The following is a 16,840-nucleotide window of genomic DNA, read 5'->3' on the forward strand; positions in this document are numbered from 1 at the left end:
CGATGGTCGGGGGATAGCCTATCGGGGATTGATGCGCGAGTAAACACTATCCGTAGTGGCGTGTCGTAGGTGATTTCGCTAGATGTAGTGTCTCTGGGGAATGGTGGCAAAACGTTGGAATCACGGCGGACACGCCGTCCGCGACGGCGGCGCGGCCGCGGCCATGGACGGCCGGAAACGAAAAATGTCACCTTCGTCACATCGAACGTTCCTCCGGTTCACGATTCCGTCGTCACGGGAATCGTGAACCGGTAAGACGGCACTCGCGTGGCGGCGCACGTCGGGATAGACTTTTACCCGGGAAAACATGCCCGCGGCGCGACGCGGGACGCCGGAACCGGCGGCCGCGCCGCAACGTGGGCGACGTCGACTGAAAGGCAAGGCAAATGGCCGAAGCTACGGCAAACATCGGTGTGATCGGACTTGCGGCGATGGGTTCGAACCTGGCCCGCAATCTCGCGCATCACGGCAATACGGTGGCGTTGTTCAACCGCCATTACTCGCGCACCGAGAAGCTCATGGAGGAGCATGGCACGGAGGGCGCGTTCGTTCCGGCCAGGACGTTGGAGGAGTTCGCCGCGTCGCTGAAGCGTCCGCGCACCGCGATCATCATGGTCAAGGCCGGCGGTCCGACCGACGCGGTCATCGAACAGCTCGAGGAGGTGTTCGAGCCGGGCGACATCATCGTCGACGGCGGCAACTCGTTCTTCAAGGACACGATCCGTCGTGAGAAGGAGGTGCGCGCCAAGGGCTTCCATTTCGTGGGCTGCGGCGTGTCCGGCGGCGAGGAGGGCGCGTTGAACGGCCCGAGCCTGATGCCCGGCGGCACCGCGGAATCCTGGAAGACGTTGGGGCCGATCCTGGAGTCGATCGCGGCGAAGGTGAACGGCGAGCCGTGCGTGACGCATATCGGCACCGACGGCGCCGGCCATTTCGTGAAGATGGTGCATAACGGCATCGAGTACGCGGACATGCAGGTGATCGGCGAGGCGTACGACATCCTGCGCCGCGGCCTGGGCATGACGGCCGAGGAGATCGCCGGCGTGTTCGACGAGTGGGACAAGGGCGACCTCGACTCCTACCTGATCGAGATCACCGCCGAGGTGCTGCACCACAGGGACGCGGCCACCGGCAAGCCGTTCGTGGACGTGGTCGTCGACCATGCGGGCATGAAGGGCACCGGCACGTGGACGGTGCAGACCGGCCTGGAGTTCGGTTCCCCGGTCGCCTCGATCGGCGAGGCCGTGTTCGCCCGCGCGCTCTCCTCGCATGGCGAGCTGCGCGAGGCGGCCCAGCGGGAGAACCTGGCCGGCCCGGACAGGACCATCGACCTGGGCGGCGAGGATCGCGCCGCGTTCGTCGAGGACGTGCGTCGTGCGCTGTTCGCTTCGAAGGTCGTCGCCTACGCGCAGGGGTTGAACGAGATCCAGGACGGCGCGAAGGAGTACGGTTGGGACATCGACCTGTCCGAGGTGGCGCGCATCTGGCGTGGCGGCTGCATCATCCGCGCCCAGTTCCTGCTCGACCGCATCACCGAGGCGTTCAAGGGCGACAACCCGCCGGCCTCGCTGCTGTTCGACCCGTACTTCGAGAGGATCATCGGCGAATCGCAGGACGCGTGGCGTCGCGTGATCGTCAAGGCCGTGGAGGCGGGCATCCCGACCCCGGTGTTCTCCAGCTCGCTGGCGTACTACGACGGGCTGCGTTCCAAGCGCCTGCCCACCGCCCTGACCCAGTCCCAGCGCGACCTGTTCGGCGCCCACACCTACGGCCGTGTCGACAAGCCCGGCGTGTTCCACACGCTGTGGGCCGAGCCGGGCAAGCCGGAAGAGCAGCAGGGCTGATCTTCCGGCTTGAGGAGAGCCCGGTGGGCTCTCCGGCCGGCTCGGTGTGCGGCGGCTGTGCCGCCGCACCGGCATTGAGTCTCGCCGTCAGGCGAGTCCTTAATTGCCGATCGAAGAGGGCAAGCCTGAGATCGAGGAGTAAAACTCCTCTTGGCCTTACAAGCATGAAACCCGCGCGGAATCACCTTTCGCGCGGGTTTCATGCGTTCAACCGCTAAATCGCGCGCGGTTTTCGCGCACAGGGAATCGCGCGCGAAAACCGCATGGGAATCGCACGGCGGGGCGGATGCCGCGAGGCCGGCGCGTGGCGCGGATGTCTCTCCCGCGCCCGTCCCGCCGCTCACCGCGGATGGGCGTTGCGGTACTCCAACGGCGACGCACCGTAACGGCGTCGGAACGCGGTGGAGAAGATGCGCACGCTTGGGAAGCCGGCGTCCGCGGCGATGCGCGACAGGCTGCGCACGTCGCGGTACATGAGCTGCTGGTAGGCGTCCTCGAGCCGCAATCCGGTGAGATACTCCTTGAACCCGATGCCGGTGCCCTCCTTGAACACGCGGCTGAAATGCTCGCGGCTGTACCCGAACCGCCGGGCCAGCTCCTCCGACGTGAGCGGTTCGGCGTGATGCGACTCCAGATAGCCGATGATCGGCTGTATCACATTTCTGCCGTTGCGGGTGATCGGGTGCCTGCGCGGCCCGACCACGAACCTGCGGTAGGCGAGGTACAGCATCTCGTAGAGCAGCGCGTTGATGCGCAGCGGCGTCTCCGGAGCGATGGAGCTCGTCGCGTCCAGCATCTCGAGGCACAGCGAGATCATCCTGCCGCGGTCCTCGTCGGTCGCGCCCGGCGCGTCCGGTGAGAGCAGGAACCGTTCGGCGAACCCGTAGACCTGCTTCACGCGCTCCCCGTCGAAACTCACCGACACGATGAGCGGCGGCCGGCCGTCGCGGTTCTCCGTCACGAAGCTGTGCACGGCGTAGGGGCTGCTGATGCACAGTTTTCCGGGCTTCAGCGGCTCCACGCGCTCGTCGACGGTCACCGTGCCGGACCCCTCGACCACATAGTTGATCTCCAATCCGGAATGCCAATGCGCCGGCACGATCTCGCGTTCGCGATGCACCAGGATCAGCGCGAGGTACTTGGACGAATACATGGCCTGCTCGCAGAAGTCCTTGTCCAGCACGGGACCGCGCACCGCATCGAATCCGTTGTCCATCGGCCCTCCTTCGCGCCTATGCAGTCGAACGGCGTATCGCCGGTACCATCGTCGCACACGGGCCGTGCGGCCGTCGCCGCGCGTCGCCGCGGACCACGCCCGCCGTGACGAATCCGTCACAGAACGATTCCGGCGGCATCACAAAAGTGCAGTTTCCGCCGTGACGTGTCCCCTATCGTGGAGGATGACGACGCGGACATGGCGAGGCAGCCACCGACCGGTCGTCGAGGGAATACAGTGGAAACCAAGGAAGGCAAAGCAATGTCGCAAACGACTTCGGCCGCCACGGCGTCCCAGGAGACGCTGGACCCGGCCACCAAACGACGGATCATCATCGTGTGCCTGTGCGCCGCGGTGGGAGGATTCCTGTTCGGATACGACACCTCCGTCATCAACGGCGCGGTGGACTCCATCGCCGGCACCACGTCCGGATTCGGCCTGAGCAGCGGCATGAGCGGCTTCTCCGTGTCGTGCGCCCTGCTCGGCTGCGTGCTCGGCGCATGGTTCACCAGCCAGATCGCCGACCGTCTCGGCCGCGTGCCCACGATCCTCATCGCCGCGATCCTGTTCATCGCCAGCTCCATCGTCTCGGCCATCGCGCCGAACATCTGGGTGTTCGTCGTCTTCCGCATCGTCGGCGGCCTCGGCGTCGGCCTCGCCTCCGTCATCGGACCGGCCTACATCGCCGAGATCGCGCCTTCGCAGATGCGCGGCTTCCTCGGCAGCTTCCAGCAACTCGCCATCGCACTCGGCATCCTCGCCTCCGTCATCGTCAACGCCGTGTACGCCGGCGCCTCCGGCGGCGCCGACGAGCCGTTCTGGTTCGGCATGAGCACCTGGCGCTGGATGCTGCTGTCCATGCTGGTGCCGGCCGTCATCATGCTCGTCGTGTCGTTCAAGCTGCCCGAATCCCCGCGCTTCCTCGTGATGAAGGGCAAGGACGACAAGGCCGCCGATATCCTCGAGCACATCGTCGGCGAATCGAACCCGAAGGCGAAGGTCGCCGAGATCCGCCGCACCATGCAGAGCGAGCACGTCGCCCGCCTGGGCGACCTCAAGGGCCACACCTTCGGCCTCAAGAAGGTCGTGTGGATCGGCATGGGCATCGCCATCCTCCAGCAGCTGTGCGGCGTGAACATCATCCTCTACTACGATTCCAGCCTGTGGAAGTCCGTCGGCTTCACCGAGCAGGCCGCGCTGAACATCAGCGTGTACCGCACCATCGCCGCCGTGGTCGTCACCGTGATCTCCATGTTCATCGTCGACAAGGTCGGCCGCCGCAACCTGCTCAAGTGGGGTTCCATCGGCATGACCGTGTTCCTCGCCATCGCCAGCCTCGGCTTCTACCAGGCCACCGTCACCGACGCGGGCATCTCCCTGCCGGGCGCGTGGGGCCCGGTCACCCTGACCGCCGTCTACGCGTTCTACCTGACGTTCTGCCTCACCTGGGGCCCGGCCATGTGGGTCGTCATCGGCGAGATCTTCCCGAACGACATCCGCGCGCTCGGCGTGGCCGTCGCCACCGCCGTCAACTGGGTCGGCAACTTCCTGGTGTCCAACACCTTCCCGCCGCTCAAGGGCATGGTCGGCATCGGCAACATCTACGCGATCTACGCGGTGTTCGCGCTCCTCGGCCTCGTCTTCGTGGTCAAGGCGCTGCCGGAGACCGCGGGCGTCAAGCTCGAAGACATGAAGGCGGAGTGACATGGTCGCCGATACGAAGGAAAACGTCGACCGCATCCGTAACTGGACCCCGGTGGACGAGGATCTCGACGGCGTGACGGGCGCGGCCCGCGAAGTCGCCATCCGGACGCGCAAGGACTTCGGCCTCGCCGTGGACTCCGTGCGCTGCGACGTGTGGCACGACCCGGAAGGCGTCGACGTGTTCGCCGACGTGCCGTACCTGCCGGACGGCGACGGCGCCACGGCGCAGGGCAAGGCGCACTGCCTCGACGTGTACCTGCCGCATGACGCGCTCCTGCGCGGCGGCACGTCGCTGCCGGTCATCGTGGACATCCACGGCGGCGGCTTCGTCTACGGGTACAAGGACCTGAACCGCAACTTCGGCACGCATCTGGCCGCGCGCGGGTTCGCCGTGTTCTCGCTCGGCTACCGCCTGGCGCCCACCGCCGACTTCCGCGACCAGCTCGCCGACATCATGCACGGCCTGGCCTGGCTGGAACGGCACCTCGCCGACTACCCGGTCGACCCGGACACCATCGTCATCGCGGGCGACTCCGCCGGCGCGACGCTCGGCGAATACGCGACGGCCATCCTCAACGGCCCGGAACTGGCGAAGGCGTTCGGATTCGGCCCCGGCACCGACGTGCTCGTGCCGGCCATCACGCCGGCGGCCGCCGTGTTCTTCTCCGGCCTGTTCGACGTGGATGGCATCGTGCACCATGAAGGCGACGTCTCGATCCTGCCGTACCTCGACGCGATGGGCGGCACGTTCTTCGACACCACCGTGGAACGCGTGCCCGCCGAACTGCTCTCCGCACGCGGGCTGGCCGCCTCCGGCCTGCTGCCGCCGGTGTTCCTCACCACGAGCTCCGACGACTTCCTCGAGCACGAGAGCCTGTTCTTCGCCGGGCATCTGCGCAGCAATGGCGTGGTCTGCGAGATCCACGACGTGGTGCCGCCCAAGGGGCTGACCCTCGGGCATGTCTTCCCCGTGGGGCAGACGTGGCTGCCGGAAAGCGAGGCGTTGCTCGATGGGATCCGTGAGTTCGTCTACGGGCGCATGCGCCCGAGCTACCGTGCCACCACCTGATGCGGTTTGGCTGAGCTGATGGCCGCGGCATAGCCAGCGGGATGGGCGGGGGGGGGATGCGAGTCGAATCGCATCCCCCCCCCCCCCCCCCCCCCCCCCCCCCCCCCCGCCATATGTCGGCGTCTATGCGCGTCGTCGGTGCGTTTGCACATACGCCGCTGCAATACGCCATTGCACATATACCGCGCGTTCGGGCGCATGCACGTGTGTGGGCGATAGGCCATGGCGCGCATGGACACAGACGGTTTTCAAGTTATAGACATAATTCAACAACGGATGGGGCACGGCGCGCATGGGCACAGGGCGGATGGATGGGCGAACGTGTGGAGTCGCGGCAATAACGTGTGGAGTTTACGTGTGACGTGTGGAGTTTGGGGTTCCACGTGCGGAGGTAGACCCTGAAAGACGCCGTTCCGGCGATGGTCTTCGGACAACGAAAGCCCGGAATTCCGCCATTCCATAGTCATGGAGATGGCGGAATTCCGGGCTTCTTCAGCACCTGTCTCCGCATCTTGCCCCGCAAACTCCGCACGTTATGCGGGAATTCCGCACGTTGCGTCCAAACTCCGCACGTTCGTCTCCTTATTCAGCACGTACGCATGGGGGAGGATGTTGCATATCGGCTCCGAACTCGTTGCCATCCGTTTGGTGCGTTCGCACGGGGCCTGTGGCGAATTCACGGAGAGAACGGAGAGGGTCGGTACGGGATGCGGAACGTGGACCCGCATGAAGTCCACGGTCCTTATGGCCATGGCCCATACCGGTCATACGGGCCACGGGGCCATACGGTCAGGCCATACGGTTCCTGTGGCCGTACGGGCCGCACGGCCCTTACAGCTTGACGACGGTCTCCTCGGTGGTGAACCAGGTGAATTCGTCGTTGCCGCCGGCGAAGGAGGACGGGTACTCCGGGTCTCCGGCGGGTACGATGTCGCCCGCCGGCACGTCGCCGCCCGCGGCGAACACGTGCGCGAGCACCTCCGCCTTGCCGGCGCCGGCGGCGAAGAACCAGGTGCGTCGCGAGCGGGCGATCAGCGGGGCCGTCAGGGAGACGCGCAGCGGCGGCATCTTGGGGGAGTGGGTCACGCCGACCGTCAGTCGGTCGCGCACCAGCACCTCCGAGTGCCCGGACGACTTCGGGAACAGCGAGGCGTAATGACCGTCCGGCCCCATGCCGAGGATCATCAGGTCGAACACCGGCTCCGGGCCCATTTCACGGATCAGCTCCGTCTCGTACGTGCGGGCGGCTGCGTCCACGAGCGCGGCGTTCTCCGTGTCGGCGGCCGAGCGTACGAACTCGTCGGCGCTTTCCGCATCGGCCGTGACCTTCGCGATCTCTTCGTCGGGGCGCGTATCGGCCGGCATCTCGTGGATGTTCGCCTCGGGCAACGATCCGGCGGCCACCAGACCGTCCAGCAGCAGACGCCGCGCCTCGACCGCGTTGCGGTCGGCGGAATCGGCGGGCACGAACCGTTCGTCGCTGAACCAGAAGTGGACGCGCGACCAGTCGATCGAGGCGGCCAGCGGGTCGGCCGCCATCAGGCCGAGCGGCTGGGCCGCCGAACCCCCGGAGAGCGCCACATCCACGCGCGTGCGGCGCGAGCCGTCCGCCAGCCGTTCGTCCAACGCATCCAGCAGCGCCAGGACGAGACGGCGTGCGCCGGCCTGGATCATCACGGACTTGTCCGGGTAGACGACAAGTGTGCGGTTTGCCATACGAAACTCCTTCATCGGCGATGCGCGCGATATGCGCGTGATATTGCAATGCGCGGCCCGCTCCGGCAGGGAACGGGCCGCGCGAAAAAACGGGCGGATCACCGGTCGACAGGTCGACAGGTCAACCGGTCAGCGGGCCGGTTGACCTAGCGACCAATCAATGCCTGATCAGGTCCCATCCCTCGTTGATGACCTCGGCGTAGATCTCGTCCGGGTCGATGCGGCGCAGTTCCTCGGTCAGGCAGTCCTCGATGGTGCGCACCGGCACGGAGATCGCCTGCGGCGTCTGGCCGGGTGTCGAGATGAGCGCCTGGTCCTCGTGCGGGCGTTCCAGCGACACCACACCGTCCGCGCGCGTCAGGTACACGCCGGTCACGGCCTCGGCCCCGTCCACGTACTCCACGTCGACCGGCACGCCGAGCTTGAGCCGCAGCCACGCGCACAGCAGGTCCATCGGCAGGAACTCCTTCGGGCCGGTCACCTTCGCGGCCGTGATCGGCAGGTGCGGCGGCTGGTCGAGCATCGAGGCGAGCAGGCCGCGCCACACGGTCAGGCGCGTCCACGACAGGTCGATGTCCTCCGGCGTCCAGCTGCGGCGCAGGCGTTCGATGGTCGCCTCCGGGTTGCTGGAACGCATCGCGTCGGTGATGCGGCTGCGGGCCATCGCGCCCATGAGGTCCTTCGCCGGGTTCGACGGCGGCGTGGTCGGCCACCAGGCGACGACCGGCACGTCCGGCACGAGCAGCGGGATGACGAGCGTGTCCGGGTGGTTGATCAGGCCGTTGCGGGGGCGCAGGATGATGATCTCGCCCGCGCCGGCGTCCGCGCCGAAGCGCACCTGCGCGTCGAGGTTCGACTCCGCCGGGCCGTCGGTCAGGTCGATGGCCGGGTTGTCGGTCTTCTCCATCGCCTTGACGTCGTCGTCGGCCGTGTCGCCCTCGCGGCGCGACCGGTCCGGCACGATGGCGATGACGCGGCACGGGTGCTCGCGGCTCGCCGCGTTGGCGATCTCGAGCGCGTGCTCGAGATCCGCGTCGTCGGTGGCGATGAGCAGCGTGAGCACGCGGCCCGTCGCCGATTCGCCGCGCTCCTCGTGCAGTTCGTCGATCTTATGGGCGATTTCGCGCGTGCGCGTGTTCGGCATATCGATGATCATGGCATCCTCCAATGGCGGCCTTCGCGCGCCAGCATCTCATCGGCTTCGGCCGGGCCCCACGTGCCGGAGCGGTACGGCTGCGGCTGGCCGAGCGTGGACCAGAACTCCTCGATCGGGTCGAGGATCTTCCAGCTCAGGTTCACTTCCTCGGTGGTGGGGAACAGCGGCGGGTCGCCGAGCAGCACGTCGAGGATCAGGCGTTCGTAGGCCTCCGGCGAGTTCTCGGTGAAGGAGCGGCCGTAGCTGAAGTCCATGTTCACGTCACGGACCTCCATCGTGGTGCCGCCCGGCACCTTCGCGCCGAAGCGCATGGTCACGCCCTCGTCCGGCTGCACGCGGATCACGATCGCGTTCTTGCCGAGCTCGCGCACGGCGGTCTGCTCGAACGGCAGGTGCGGCGCGCGCTTGAACACGACCGCGATCTCGGTGACGCGCTTGCCGAGGCGCTTGCCGGTGCGCAGGTAGAACGGCACGCCCGCCCAGCGGCGCGTGTCGATGTCGAGGCGGATGGCCGCGTACGTCTCGGTGGTGGACTTCGGGTCGATGCCCTTCTCGTCCAGATAGCCGACGACCTCGTGCGAGCCCTGCCAGCCCTTCGCGTACTGGCCGCGCGCCGTGTTGGCGGCGAGGTCCTTGGGCAGGCGCACGGCGGAGAGCACCTTGGTCTTCTCGGCCGTGAGGTCCTTCGCGGTGAAGCTCACCGGCTCCTCCATGGCGGTCAGGGCCATGAGCTGCAGCAGGTGGTTCTGGATCACGTCGCGCGCGGCGCCGATGCCGTCGTAGTAGCCGGCGCGGCCACCGATGCCGATGTCCTCGGCCATCGTGATCTGCACGTGGTCCACGTAGTTCGCGTTCCACACCGGCTCGTACATCGCGTTCGCGAAGCGCAGGGCCAGCAGGTTCTGCACGGTCTCCTTGCCGAGGTAGTGGTCGATGCGGAACACCGAGCTCGGGTCGAACACCTCGGAGACGACGCGGTCGAGCTCCTTCGCGCTGGCGAGGTCATGGCCGAACGGCTTCTCGATGATGACGCGACGCCACGCGCCTTCCGAGGAGCGCGACAGGCCGGAGGCGGCCAGCTGCTTGGACACGATCGGGAATGCGCGCGGCGGCACCGACATGTAGAACGCGTGGTTGCCGCGCGTGCCGCGGTCGCGGTCGAGCTCCTGCACGGTGGCGCTCAACCGTTCGAACGCCTCGGGGTCGTCGAACGTGCCGCGCACGAACCGGATGCCGGCGGCGAGGTTGTTCCACGTCGACTCCTTGAACGGCGTGCGGCAGCGCGCCTTGACGGCCGTCTTCACGAACTCGATGAAATGCTCCTGCGTCCAGTCGCGGCGCGCGAAGCCGGTCAGGCCGAAGCTTGGCGGCAGCAGGCCGCGGTTGGCCAGATCGTAGACGGCGGGCAGCAGCTTCTTCTGCGCCAGATCGCCGGTCACGCCGAAGATGACCAGCGAGCATGGGCCCGCGATGCGCGGCAGGCGCAGGTCGCGCGGGTCGCGCAACGGATTGGTCCAATTGGAATTCCCACTCATACCGCTCAAGAGTAATAGCCGCCGGTGAGGTATCGCCGACGGCTGAGTGAAATGTTCGTATAGTGGGCCGGCGCCGGGGTGGGGTTCACGCCCGGTGGTCACGCCCGGTGGTCACGCCCAGCGGTCGGACATCGCGAACGCGTTGTGCATCAGGTTGCTCGACGTGAACAGCACGTCGTGGAGCAGCTTCGTCGTCTCGGTCCGCAGGTAGGCGGCCATCCGCTCGTTGGCCTCCTGCAACGCCGGCGCCGCCGAACGCACGTCGGACGCCGGACCGGCACCCGCCGCCGCGGGACCGTTCGCGAGACGCGCGTCGGTCTCGGCCACCAGACGGTGCCCGAACGCGCGCGTGCGCTCGATGTACGCCTCGACCGCGTTGCTCGTCTCGTAGAAGTGCGCGTCCGCGATCACCGCGATGAGACGGTTCGTCCAATACAGGTTGTCGGTCGAGACGATCGCCGTCGTGTCGCGCAGGTAGGCGGGCGTATCGTCCACGTTCGCGTAGAACGGCGCCGCGGTCGTGAACGGGCCGGAACCGAACGACGTCCACATCACCGCGCGGTTCGCCTCCGGCGCGTACGGGCGCAGCTGGATCGCGACCATATGGCCGGTGCGGTTGATGCCGATCGGACGGTAGCGGTGCCGCGACTCTGCCGTGCCGGTCGTGCCGTACGGGTCGTACGGCGTGCCCTCGTAATGCGAGGAGAGGATGTTGTCCACGTCCTCGATCGTCACCTTGTTCTCCGGCACGCGGCACCACGGGATGTCGTCGGATGTGGGCGTGTAGCGGGCGGACGGCGAATCCCAGTCCTCGCTCGGGTTCAGGCAGCGCTGCATGTACCATGCGCGTGGCGTGTTGTAGATGTGGTCCTTCAGCGTGGCCGTGCCGAACGCCGTGCGCGGGTTGAAACGGTCCGGAGCCTCCACCGAACCGTCCGCCGCGAAACCGACCACGCCGTGCGCCGCGCCGAGACCGGTGCCGTGCGCGGATACCGCCGACGTGTGTGCCGGCATCGTGCGGTCGAGCCGGTGCGCGGCCATCCACTCGCGCAGGTCGGCGCTGCACAGGTACTCGCGCCGCGGTCCGAACGCGTCCTTCAGGTCGAAATCGTCGATGCCCAGCTGGTTCGGGATGGTCGCGTAGCAGTCGTCGGGCACGCGGCGGGCGATCCAATGATGGCCGCCGATCGTCTCCACGTACCAGATCTCGTCCACGTCGGAGATGATCACGCCGTTCGACTCGTACGTGCCGTATTGCTCGAGCAGCGCGCCGAGGCGTTCGACGCCCTCGCGCGCCGTATGCACGTACGGCAGGACGAGCGTGATGATGTCCTCCTCGCCGATGCCGCCCGGCTGTTCGGGGCGGTAGTCGGCGTCGTCCGGCTCGCCGTGCGCGGGGACGAGCTCGACCATCGGGTCGGCGGCGAGCACGCGCTCGTTCACCGCGATGGTCTCCGTGGCGCTCATCGCCACGTTGCGCTCGCTGACGCCCGCCTCGGCGAGGATGCCGCGATGGTGGAGCACGTTCGGCGCGATCGTGTACCGGCACGGGTCGTCCGGAAGATCGATCTCGACATGGGAGATGACCGACCGGTAGTGGCGCGGCTGGTCCTCCGGGGCCACGGCGACGAGGCGTTTCGCGTCGTATTTGCCCGAACCGGTGTCGTCGTCGCGCGCGATGATCGTCGACCCGTCGATACTGGCTGCTTTTCCGATGAGAAGTGTGGTGCAAGACATGACGTCCACTGTAGGACGGGTGGCGGCATGCGGCCGGCCGGACACGCGGCGTGTGTGGTCGGTGTGGATATGTGAAAGCCCCGGAACCGTTGGGATCATTGGTTTCGGGGCTTGTCGGTGGTGCCCCCCGTGGGATTCGAACCCACAACCCACGACTTAAAAGGACGCTGCTCTAACCGTTGAGCTAGAGGGGCAACGTTTCTAAAATACACGCGGCATGCGGACAATGCAACCGCGGTCGCAACGACGACGGCCGGGTGCGGATGGCAAAAAGCTCCGCGCGAACGTACATGGGGACGGCCGGCCGGTTCAACCGACCGGGATTCGTGCGTATCCGTCCGATGGATGGTTTCTCGGCGGCGGTTGTTACGGAAATGATTCCATTGCTCCGTAACATCCGCCGATGAGCAACCGTAAGAGGCGGTTATTACGGAGATGAGCGGCTTGCTCCGTAGAAACCGTCGCTGGGAGTCGGTCAGTGACTGATATTACGGAGCAGTGGGACCGATTCCGTAACAACCGCCGCTCGGAGTCATGTACGGCATCGTCGCCACGGTTCCCGCGCCGTCGGGAGACATTGTCAAGGGGATATAAGGGGCCCTATAGGAACTTTTGTGGTGTTTATGACCGGGGTTTGGCCTTATGGGAGTAGGCGTGTCGGGGTGTTATTTTTCCGGCGGGGAAATAGGGGCGTTCCGGTGGTGGGCTGGGTCCATGAGAACGAGATCCAGCAGGGACCCGACAAAGAGAAAGCCCGGCGGGAACCGGGCTTGAGAGAGAAGAGAGAAGAAGGGATTCAGTTATCGCGGCTTTTCAACCGTGGTTCCCAGTAAACCCCCGCCTCTTCAATGGGCCATGGGCAAATGCTGGGAAAACCATGGGAATCACGGTCCACGGTGCGAAAACCGCAGGATCGTTCCGACGCCGATCCTGTCATGCGGGAACCCGCCGGGGATGTTGCCGTCACCGTCGTCGGATCGCGTCGGCCGTCGTCATTGTGGCGCGTCCATAGGTCGATCAATGCGAGCCGGATCGGTTGGCCGGATCGGCCAGACAGGCCGATCAGTTGAAGCCGACCACGCGTTCGGCCACGCGGTAGCCCCAGCGGATCACCCATCGGCCCGCCGAACCGTGCAGGTTCAGCGCCCGCGACATCGGCTTGCGGCGCACGTCATGGTAGATCGACGGCGAATACGCCTTGATGTCGGCCCACAGCCGCTTCTTCTTCGCGTAGTTCTCCGGATCGCGCGAGAGGATGAGGAACACGCTCGCCACGGAGCTTTCGATCGCGAGGAAATGGATCATGTAGCGGTACAGCCCGTCCGGCACGGTCCCGCGTTCCGGCGTCGCCTCGACCATGCACCGGTTGACGTGGATGAGCTGGTCGACGCGGCGGATCATCACGTCGGTCTGCACGCTCTGGCCGTCGCGGCCGATGAAGTAGTGGTAGAACGGCGTGTCCAAGTAGCGCAGCGACTTCACCCACGGGAACGGCTGGTACGCGTAGATGAAATCGACGTAGAACGTGTGCTCGGGCAGCTTCATGCCGGAGGCGCGCACCACGGACGTGCGGAAGATCAGCGCGTGCATGAGGATGTACTCGGCGAGGCCGAAATGCCCCATGTCGTCCCAGGTGAGGCGGCGGTCCGTCTTCATCGCGTGGCGGAAGTTCACCTCGTGCTTATGGCGCTTGCCGACCTTGTCGTACACGTAGTTGGTGACGAGCATGTCGACCGGGTCGCCGCCGGCGATCTCGTCGCGCAACGTGGCCATCACCTGTTCGAGCGATTCCGGGCCGACCCAGTCGTCCGCGTCCACGACCTTCACGTACGTGCCGCGCGCCGCCGCGATGCCGGTATTCACCGCGCCGCCGTGGCCCTTGTTCTCCTGATGGATGGCGCGCACCACGCCGGGGAAGCGGCGTTCGAACGCCTTCGCCGCCTCGAGCGTGCCGTCCTTCGAACCGTCGTCGACGATGAGCACCTCGATGTCGTCGTTGCGGCGCGGGGCGGTGAGCGACAGCACGCAGCGTTCGAGATAGGTCTCCATGTTGTACGCCGGCACCACGAAGGTGAGCGTCTTGCCCGTGAACGTGTGCGCGGTCGCCATGGGGGCCGAAGCCGCAGCGGGGTCGGCCGTGGAATCCGTCGTGGGCGTGGGGGCCGTCGTCGGTGCCGGTTGCGTCATAAGTCGTACGATCCTCGGAAAGTCACATCGGGTTTGGGTTGTTCAACGCCTCACCCTAGCACCGGAGGGACTCGGACAGGACTTATGCGCATATCCTGCACATCCGGTTCATGTTCCGTCCCCTCCGCTTCGGAGGCGTCCTCCGGCGCGTCCGCGATTTCCGGGCTGCCCGCGGCCACGTCGGTCCCGCCCGTCCCGTCCGTCTTGGTTTCCTTGGTCTCCTTGGTCACCTTGGCCGGTTTGGCCGCTTTAGTCGTTTTGGCCGTCTTCGCGGCCCTGCCGCCCTCGAAGATGAGCTTCGGCTTGGAGTCGAGGCGGCTCAGGCCGTGCCAGGCGAGGTCCACGATGTACGCGGCGAGCTGCTCCTTGCTCACCTTCGGGCGGTCCGCCCAGTACTGGCCGGTGAACACGGTCATGCCCACGAGCATCTGCGCATAGTACGGCACGCCCTTCACGGACAGCTTCTGCCGTTTGAACGCGGAGATAAGCAGGTCCTCGACGCGCATCGAGATGTCGCCCAGCAGCGAGCTGAACGAGCCGGACGGGTCCGTACTCGGCGAATCGCGCGACAGCACCTGGAACCCCTCCGAGTTCTCCTCGATGTAGGTGAGCAGCGCGAGCGCCGTGCGTTCGACGATCTGCCGCGGGTGCATGTCCGGATCCTGCAGCGCCACGGTGAGCGTGGAGGTCAGCGCCTGCATCTCGCGGTCGACGATCACCGCGTACAGGCCCTCCTTGCCGCCGAAATGCTCGTAGACGATGGGTTTCGACACCTTCGCGTGGCTGGCGATCTCCTCCACGCTCACCGATTCGAACCCCTTCGCCGCGAAAAGCGAGCGTCCGATGCGTATGAGCTGTTCGCGCCGCTGGTACGACGTCATGCGTGAGGAATTGGCCATGCCCCTCAGCTTAGCCGCCGTGCGGGGCCACGCGCGTCGCGGCGGGGGCTTCGATCGGTGGAGTCGGCGCCGGCGTCCGTCGCTCATGCGTCTATCGGCGTTCGTTATGACGGCGTCCAACGAGCGCCGATAGGCGCGGGCGCGTGTCGGCGCCGCGCCGGTGGTTGGATGTGAAGCATTCCGATCGGGGGATCGGAACGTCACGCGCCACGCATCCGGCGCGAACCACGGCAGGACATGACCGGCGGGGGCCGGTCGCCGGGGCCGCCGGATGCGCAACGGGCGCAGCCGATGACATCCAATGAGAGGGGAAAACCATGACCACCACGACCATCGCCTCGGGGACCTCGGCCCGCACCGGGGCCCCGGCGCAGCGGGACGCCGCCGCGCAGCCCACGCTCAAGCGTTCGCTCAAACTGTCCGACCTGACCGTCTACGGCCTGATCTTCATGATCCCGGTCGCGCCGATCGCGTTTTACGGCTCGCAGGTGGGCGGCGCGCACGGCTTGGTCGCCACCGCCTACGTGATCGGCCTGGTGGCGATGCTGTTCACCGCGTTCAGCTACATCTCGCTGTCGAAGCTCTACCCGTACGCGGGGTCCGTCTACAACTTCGTGCGCCAGGGCACCGGCAACGGCGGCCTCGGCTTCATCGCCGGCTGGGGCATCATCCTCGACTACCTGCTGCTGCCGGCCGTGACCACGCTGGTGGGCGCCGGGTTCCTGGGCCAGCTGCTGCCCGGCGTGCCCGGCTGGGTGTGGCCGGTGCTCATCGTCGCCATCATCGGCACGATCTCCAGCCTGGGCGTCAACATCCTGTCCAAGTTCTCCAAGGCGTTCCTCGCACTGCAGCTCGTGCTCATCGTCTGGTTCGTCGGCGCGACGCTCGTCGCCGTGGGCAACGGCACCGTGCGCTTCTCGGCGGCCGCGTTCTACAATCCGTCCGACTTCAGCTTCGCCAACGTGCTGAGCGCCACCGGCCTGGTCATCGTCTCGTTCCTCGGCTACGACGCGATCAGCACGCTGAGCGAGGAGGCCGAACGGCCGCGCCGCAACGTGCCGCGCGCCATCATCTCCTCGCTGCTGGTCATCGGCACGATCTTCGTGGTGCTCACCTTCCTCGCCGGCTCCATCCAGCCCGACTACACGAAGGTCGACCCGGACTCCGGCTTCCTCGACATCCTCGGCATCGTCGGCGGACAGCCGCTGCAGGTGTTCGCCAGCATCGTCGTCGTGCTCTCCTTCTCGCTCGCCTCGGGCGAGGAATGCGTGACGTCCGTGTCGCGCGTGCTGTACGCGGTGGGCCGCGACGGCCTGCTGCCGCGCGCCTTCGGCAGGCTCGACGCACGCTTCCGCACGCCGCTGTTCGCCACGGTCGTGGTGTCCGTGATCACGCTCGTGCTCTCGCTGGCCACCACCACCGACGTAATCGGCAACGTCGTGAGCTTCGGCGCGCTGTTCAGCTTCATCCTGCTCAACCTCACCGTCGTCTGGCACCTGTTCGTCAAGGGCGACGACCGCGGCGTGAAATCCGTGTTCGCGCACGTCGTCTCCCCGCTCATCGGCGCGGGCGTGAGCCTGTGGATCTTCACCGGCCTGGGGACCCTGTCGTGGACCATCGGCGCGATCTGGCTGGCCTTCGGCCTGGCGATCCTGGCCGTGCGCACGCACGGGTTCCGCGCGAACCTCGGCAGGGAGGGGGATCTCGCCGCCTACTTCGCCTGACGGCCGACTCCCGACCCACCCGTCCGGCCCATCCGAAATCCCGGAATCCCGGA

General features: G+C 66.8%; 11 protein-coding genes and 1 tRNA gene. 4 read left to right on the plus strand and 8 right to left on the minus strand.

The window, feature by feature from the left end:
• Positions 1-386: 386 nt before the first annotated feature.
• The gene (gene gndA / locus GFD21_RS03795; protein WP_163196618.1) at positions 387-1,844 is read left to right on the plus strand and encodes an NADP-dependent phosphogluconate dehydrogenase; all 1,458 of its coding nucleotides are present in this window, start codon (positions 387-389) and stop codon (positions 1,842-1,844) included.
• A gap of 340 nt (positions 1,845-2,184) precedes the next feature.
• On the opposite strand, the gene GFD21_RS03800 is transcribed toward gndA, so the two are convergent.
• Positions 2,185-3,060, minus strand: a complete 876-nt coding sequence (locus GFD21_RS03800; protein ID WP_163196619.1) for a helix-turn-helix domain-containing protein — start codon at positions 3,058-3,060, stop codon at positions 2,185-2,187.
• A gap of 261 nt (positions 3,061-3,321) precedes the next feature.
• On the opposite strand from GFD21_RS03800, the gene GFD21_RS03805 reads away from it, so the two are divergent.
• A complete protein-coding gene (locus GFD21_RS03805) occupies positions 3,322-4,764 on the plus strand; it encodes a sugar porter family MFS transporter (RefSeq protein ID WP_163196620.1) in 1,443 nt (480 codons plus the stop codon).
• A 1-nt stretch (position 4,765) separates the two neighbouring features.
• The gene (locus GFD21_RS03810; RefSeq protein ID WP_163196621.1) at positions 4,766-5,833 is read left to right on the plus strand and encodes an alpha/beta hydrolase; all 1,068 of its coding nucleotides are present in this window, start codon (positions 4,766-4,768) and stop codon (positions 5,831-5,833) included.
• A gap of 831 nt (positions 5,834-6,664) precedes the next feature.
• On the opposite strand, the gene pgl is transcribed toward GFD21_RS03810, so the two are convergent.
• From pgl to GFD21_RS03845, 7 genes are all read right to left on the minus strand, one after another.
• Positions 6,665-7,549 carry a 6-phosphogluconolactonase gene (gene pgl, locus GFD21_RS03815; protein WP_163196622.1) on the minus strand — a complete coding sequence of 295 codons (885 nt, stop codon included), beginning with the start codon at positions 7,547-7,549 and terminating at the stop codon, positions 6,665-6,667.
• A 157-nt stretch (positions 7,550-7,706) separates the two neighbouring features.
• Complete coding sequence (locus tag GFD21_RS03820; protein ID WP_163196623.1) at positions 7,707-8,705, minus strand: glucose-6-phosphate dehydrogenase assembly protein OpcA; 999 nt, start codon at positions 8,703-8,705, stop codon at positions 7,707-7,709.
• Positions 8,702-10,240, minus strand: a complete 1,539-nt coding sequence (gene zwf / locus GFD21_RS03825; RefSeq protein WP_163196624.1) for a glucose-6-phosphate dehydrogenase — start codon at positions 10,238-10,240, stop codon at positions 8,702-8,704. The genes GFD21_RS03820 and zwf overlap by 4 nt, the downstream gene beginning before the upstream one ends.
• 111 nt (positions 10,241-10,351) lie before the next feature.
• Positions 10,352-11,977 (minus strand): C69 family dipeptidase, encoded by a 1,626-nt coding sequence (locus GFD21_RS03830; protein WP_163196625.1) that lies wholly within the window; start codon positions 11,975-11,977, stop codon positions 10,352-10,354.
• A gap of 118 nt (positions 11,978-12,095) precedes the next feature.
• Positions 12,096-12,171, minus strand: a tRNA-Lys gene (locus GFD21_RS03835).
• An 868-nt stretch (positions 12,172-13,039) separates the two neighbouring features.
• A complete protein-coding gene (locus GFD21_RS03840) occupies positions 13,040-14,086 on the minus strand; it encodes a glycosyltransferase family 2 protein (protein ID WP_163196740.1) in 1,047 nt (348 codons plus the stop codon).
• 128 nt (positions 14,087-14,214) lie between these two features.
• Positions 14,215-15,045, minus strand: coding sequence for a TetR/AcrR family transcriptional regulator (locus GFD21_RS03845; RefSeq protein ID WP_163196741.1), 831 nt, complete (start codon positions 15,043-15,045; stop codon positions 14,215-14,217).
• Between the two features lie 335 nt (positions 15,046-15,380).
• Here GFD21_RS03845 and GFD21_RS03850 point away from each other — a divergent pair, with 335 nt between their 5' ends.
• Positions 15,381-16,787, plus strand: a complete 1,407-nt coding sequence (locus GFD21_RS03850; RefSeq protein WP_163196626.1) for an APC family permease — start codon at positions 15,381-15,383, stop codon at positions 16,785-16,787.
• Positions 16,788-16,840 lie beyond the last annotated feature (53 nt).

Source organism: Bifidobacterium platyrrhinorum (genome assembly GCF_010667645.1).
Taxonomy (GTDB): domain Bacteria; phylum Actinomycetota; class Actinomycetes; order Actinomycetales; family Bifidobacteriaceae; genus Bifidobacterium; species Bifidobacterium platyrrhinorum.

What these genes read in the sequence shown, in the direction of transcription:
- GFD21_RS03805 (WP_163196620.1), top strand. Translation starts at nt 3,322, where the DNA reads ATGTCGCAAACGACTTCGGCCGCCACGGCGTCCCAGGAGACGCTGGAC.
- gndA (WP_163196618.1), top strand. Translation starts at nt 387, where the DNA reads ATGGCCGAAGCTACGGCAAACATCGGTGTGATCGGACTTGCGGCGATG.
- GFD21_RS03840 (WP_163196740.1), bottom strand. Translation starts at nt 14,086, where the DNA reads ATGGCGACCGCGCACACGTTCACGGGCAAGACGCTCACCTTCGTGGTG.
- GFD21_RS03850 (WP_163196626.1), top strand. Translation starts at nt 15,381, where the DNA reads ATGACCACCACGACCATCGCCTCGGGGACCTCGGCCCGCACCGGGGCC.
- GFD21_RS03810 (WP_163196621.1), top strand. Translation starts at nt 4,766, where the DNA reads ATGGTCGCCGATACGAAGGAAAACGTCGACCGCATCCGTAACTGGACC.
- GFD21_RS03800 (WP_163196619.1), bottom strand. Translation starts at nt 3,060, where the DNA reads ATGGACAACGGATTCGATGCGGTGCGCGGTCCCGTGCTGGACAAGGAC.
- GFD21_RS03830 (WP_163196625.1), bottom strand. Translation starts at nt 11,977, where the DNA reads ATGTCTTGCACCACACTTCTCATCGGAAAAGCAGCCAGTATCGACGGG.
- GFD21_RS03820 (WP_163196623.1), bottom strand. Translation starts at nt 8,705, where the DNA reads ATGATCATCGATATGCCGAACACGCGCACGCGCGAAATCGCCCATAAG.
- GFD21_RS03845 (WP_163196741.1), bottom strand. Translation starts at nt 15,045, where the DNA reads ATGACGTCGTACCAGCGGCGCGAACAGCTCATACGCATCGGACGCTCG.
- zwf (WP_163196624.1), bottom strand. Translation starts at nt 10,240, where the DNA reads ATGAGTGGGAATTCCAATTGGACCAATCCGTTGCGCGACCCGCGCGAC.
- pgl (WP_163196622.1), bottom strand. Translation starts at nt 7,549, where the DNA reads ATGGCAAACCGCACACTTGTCGTCTACCCGGACAAGTCCGTGATGATC.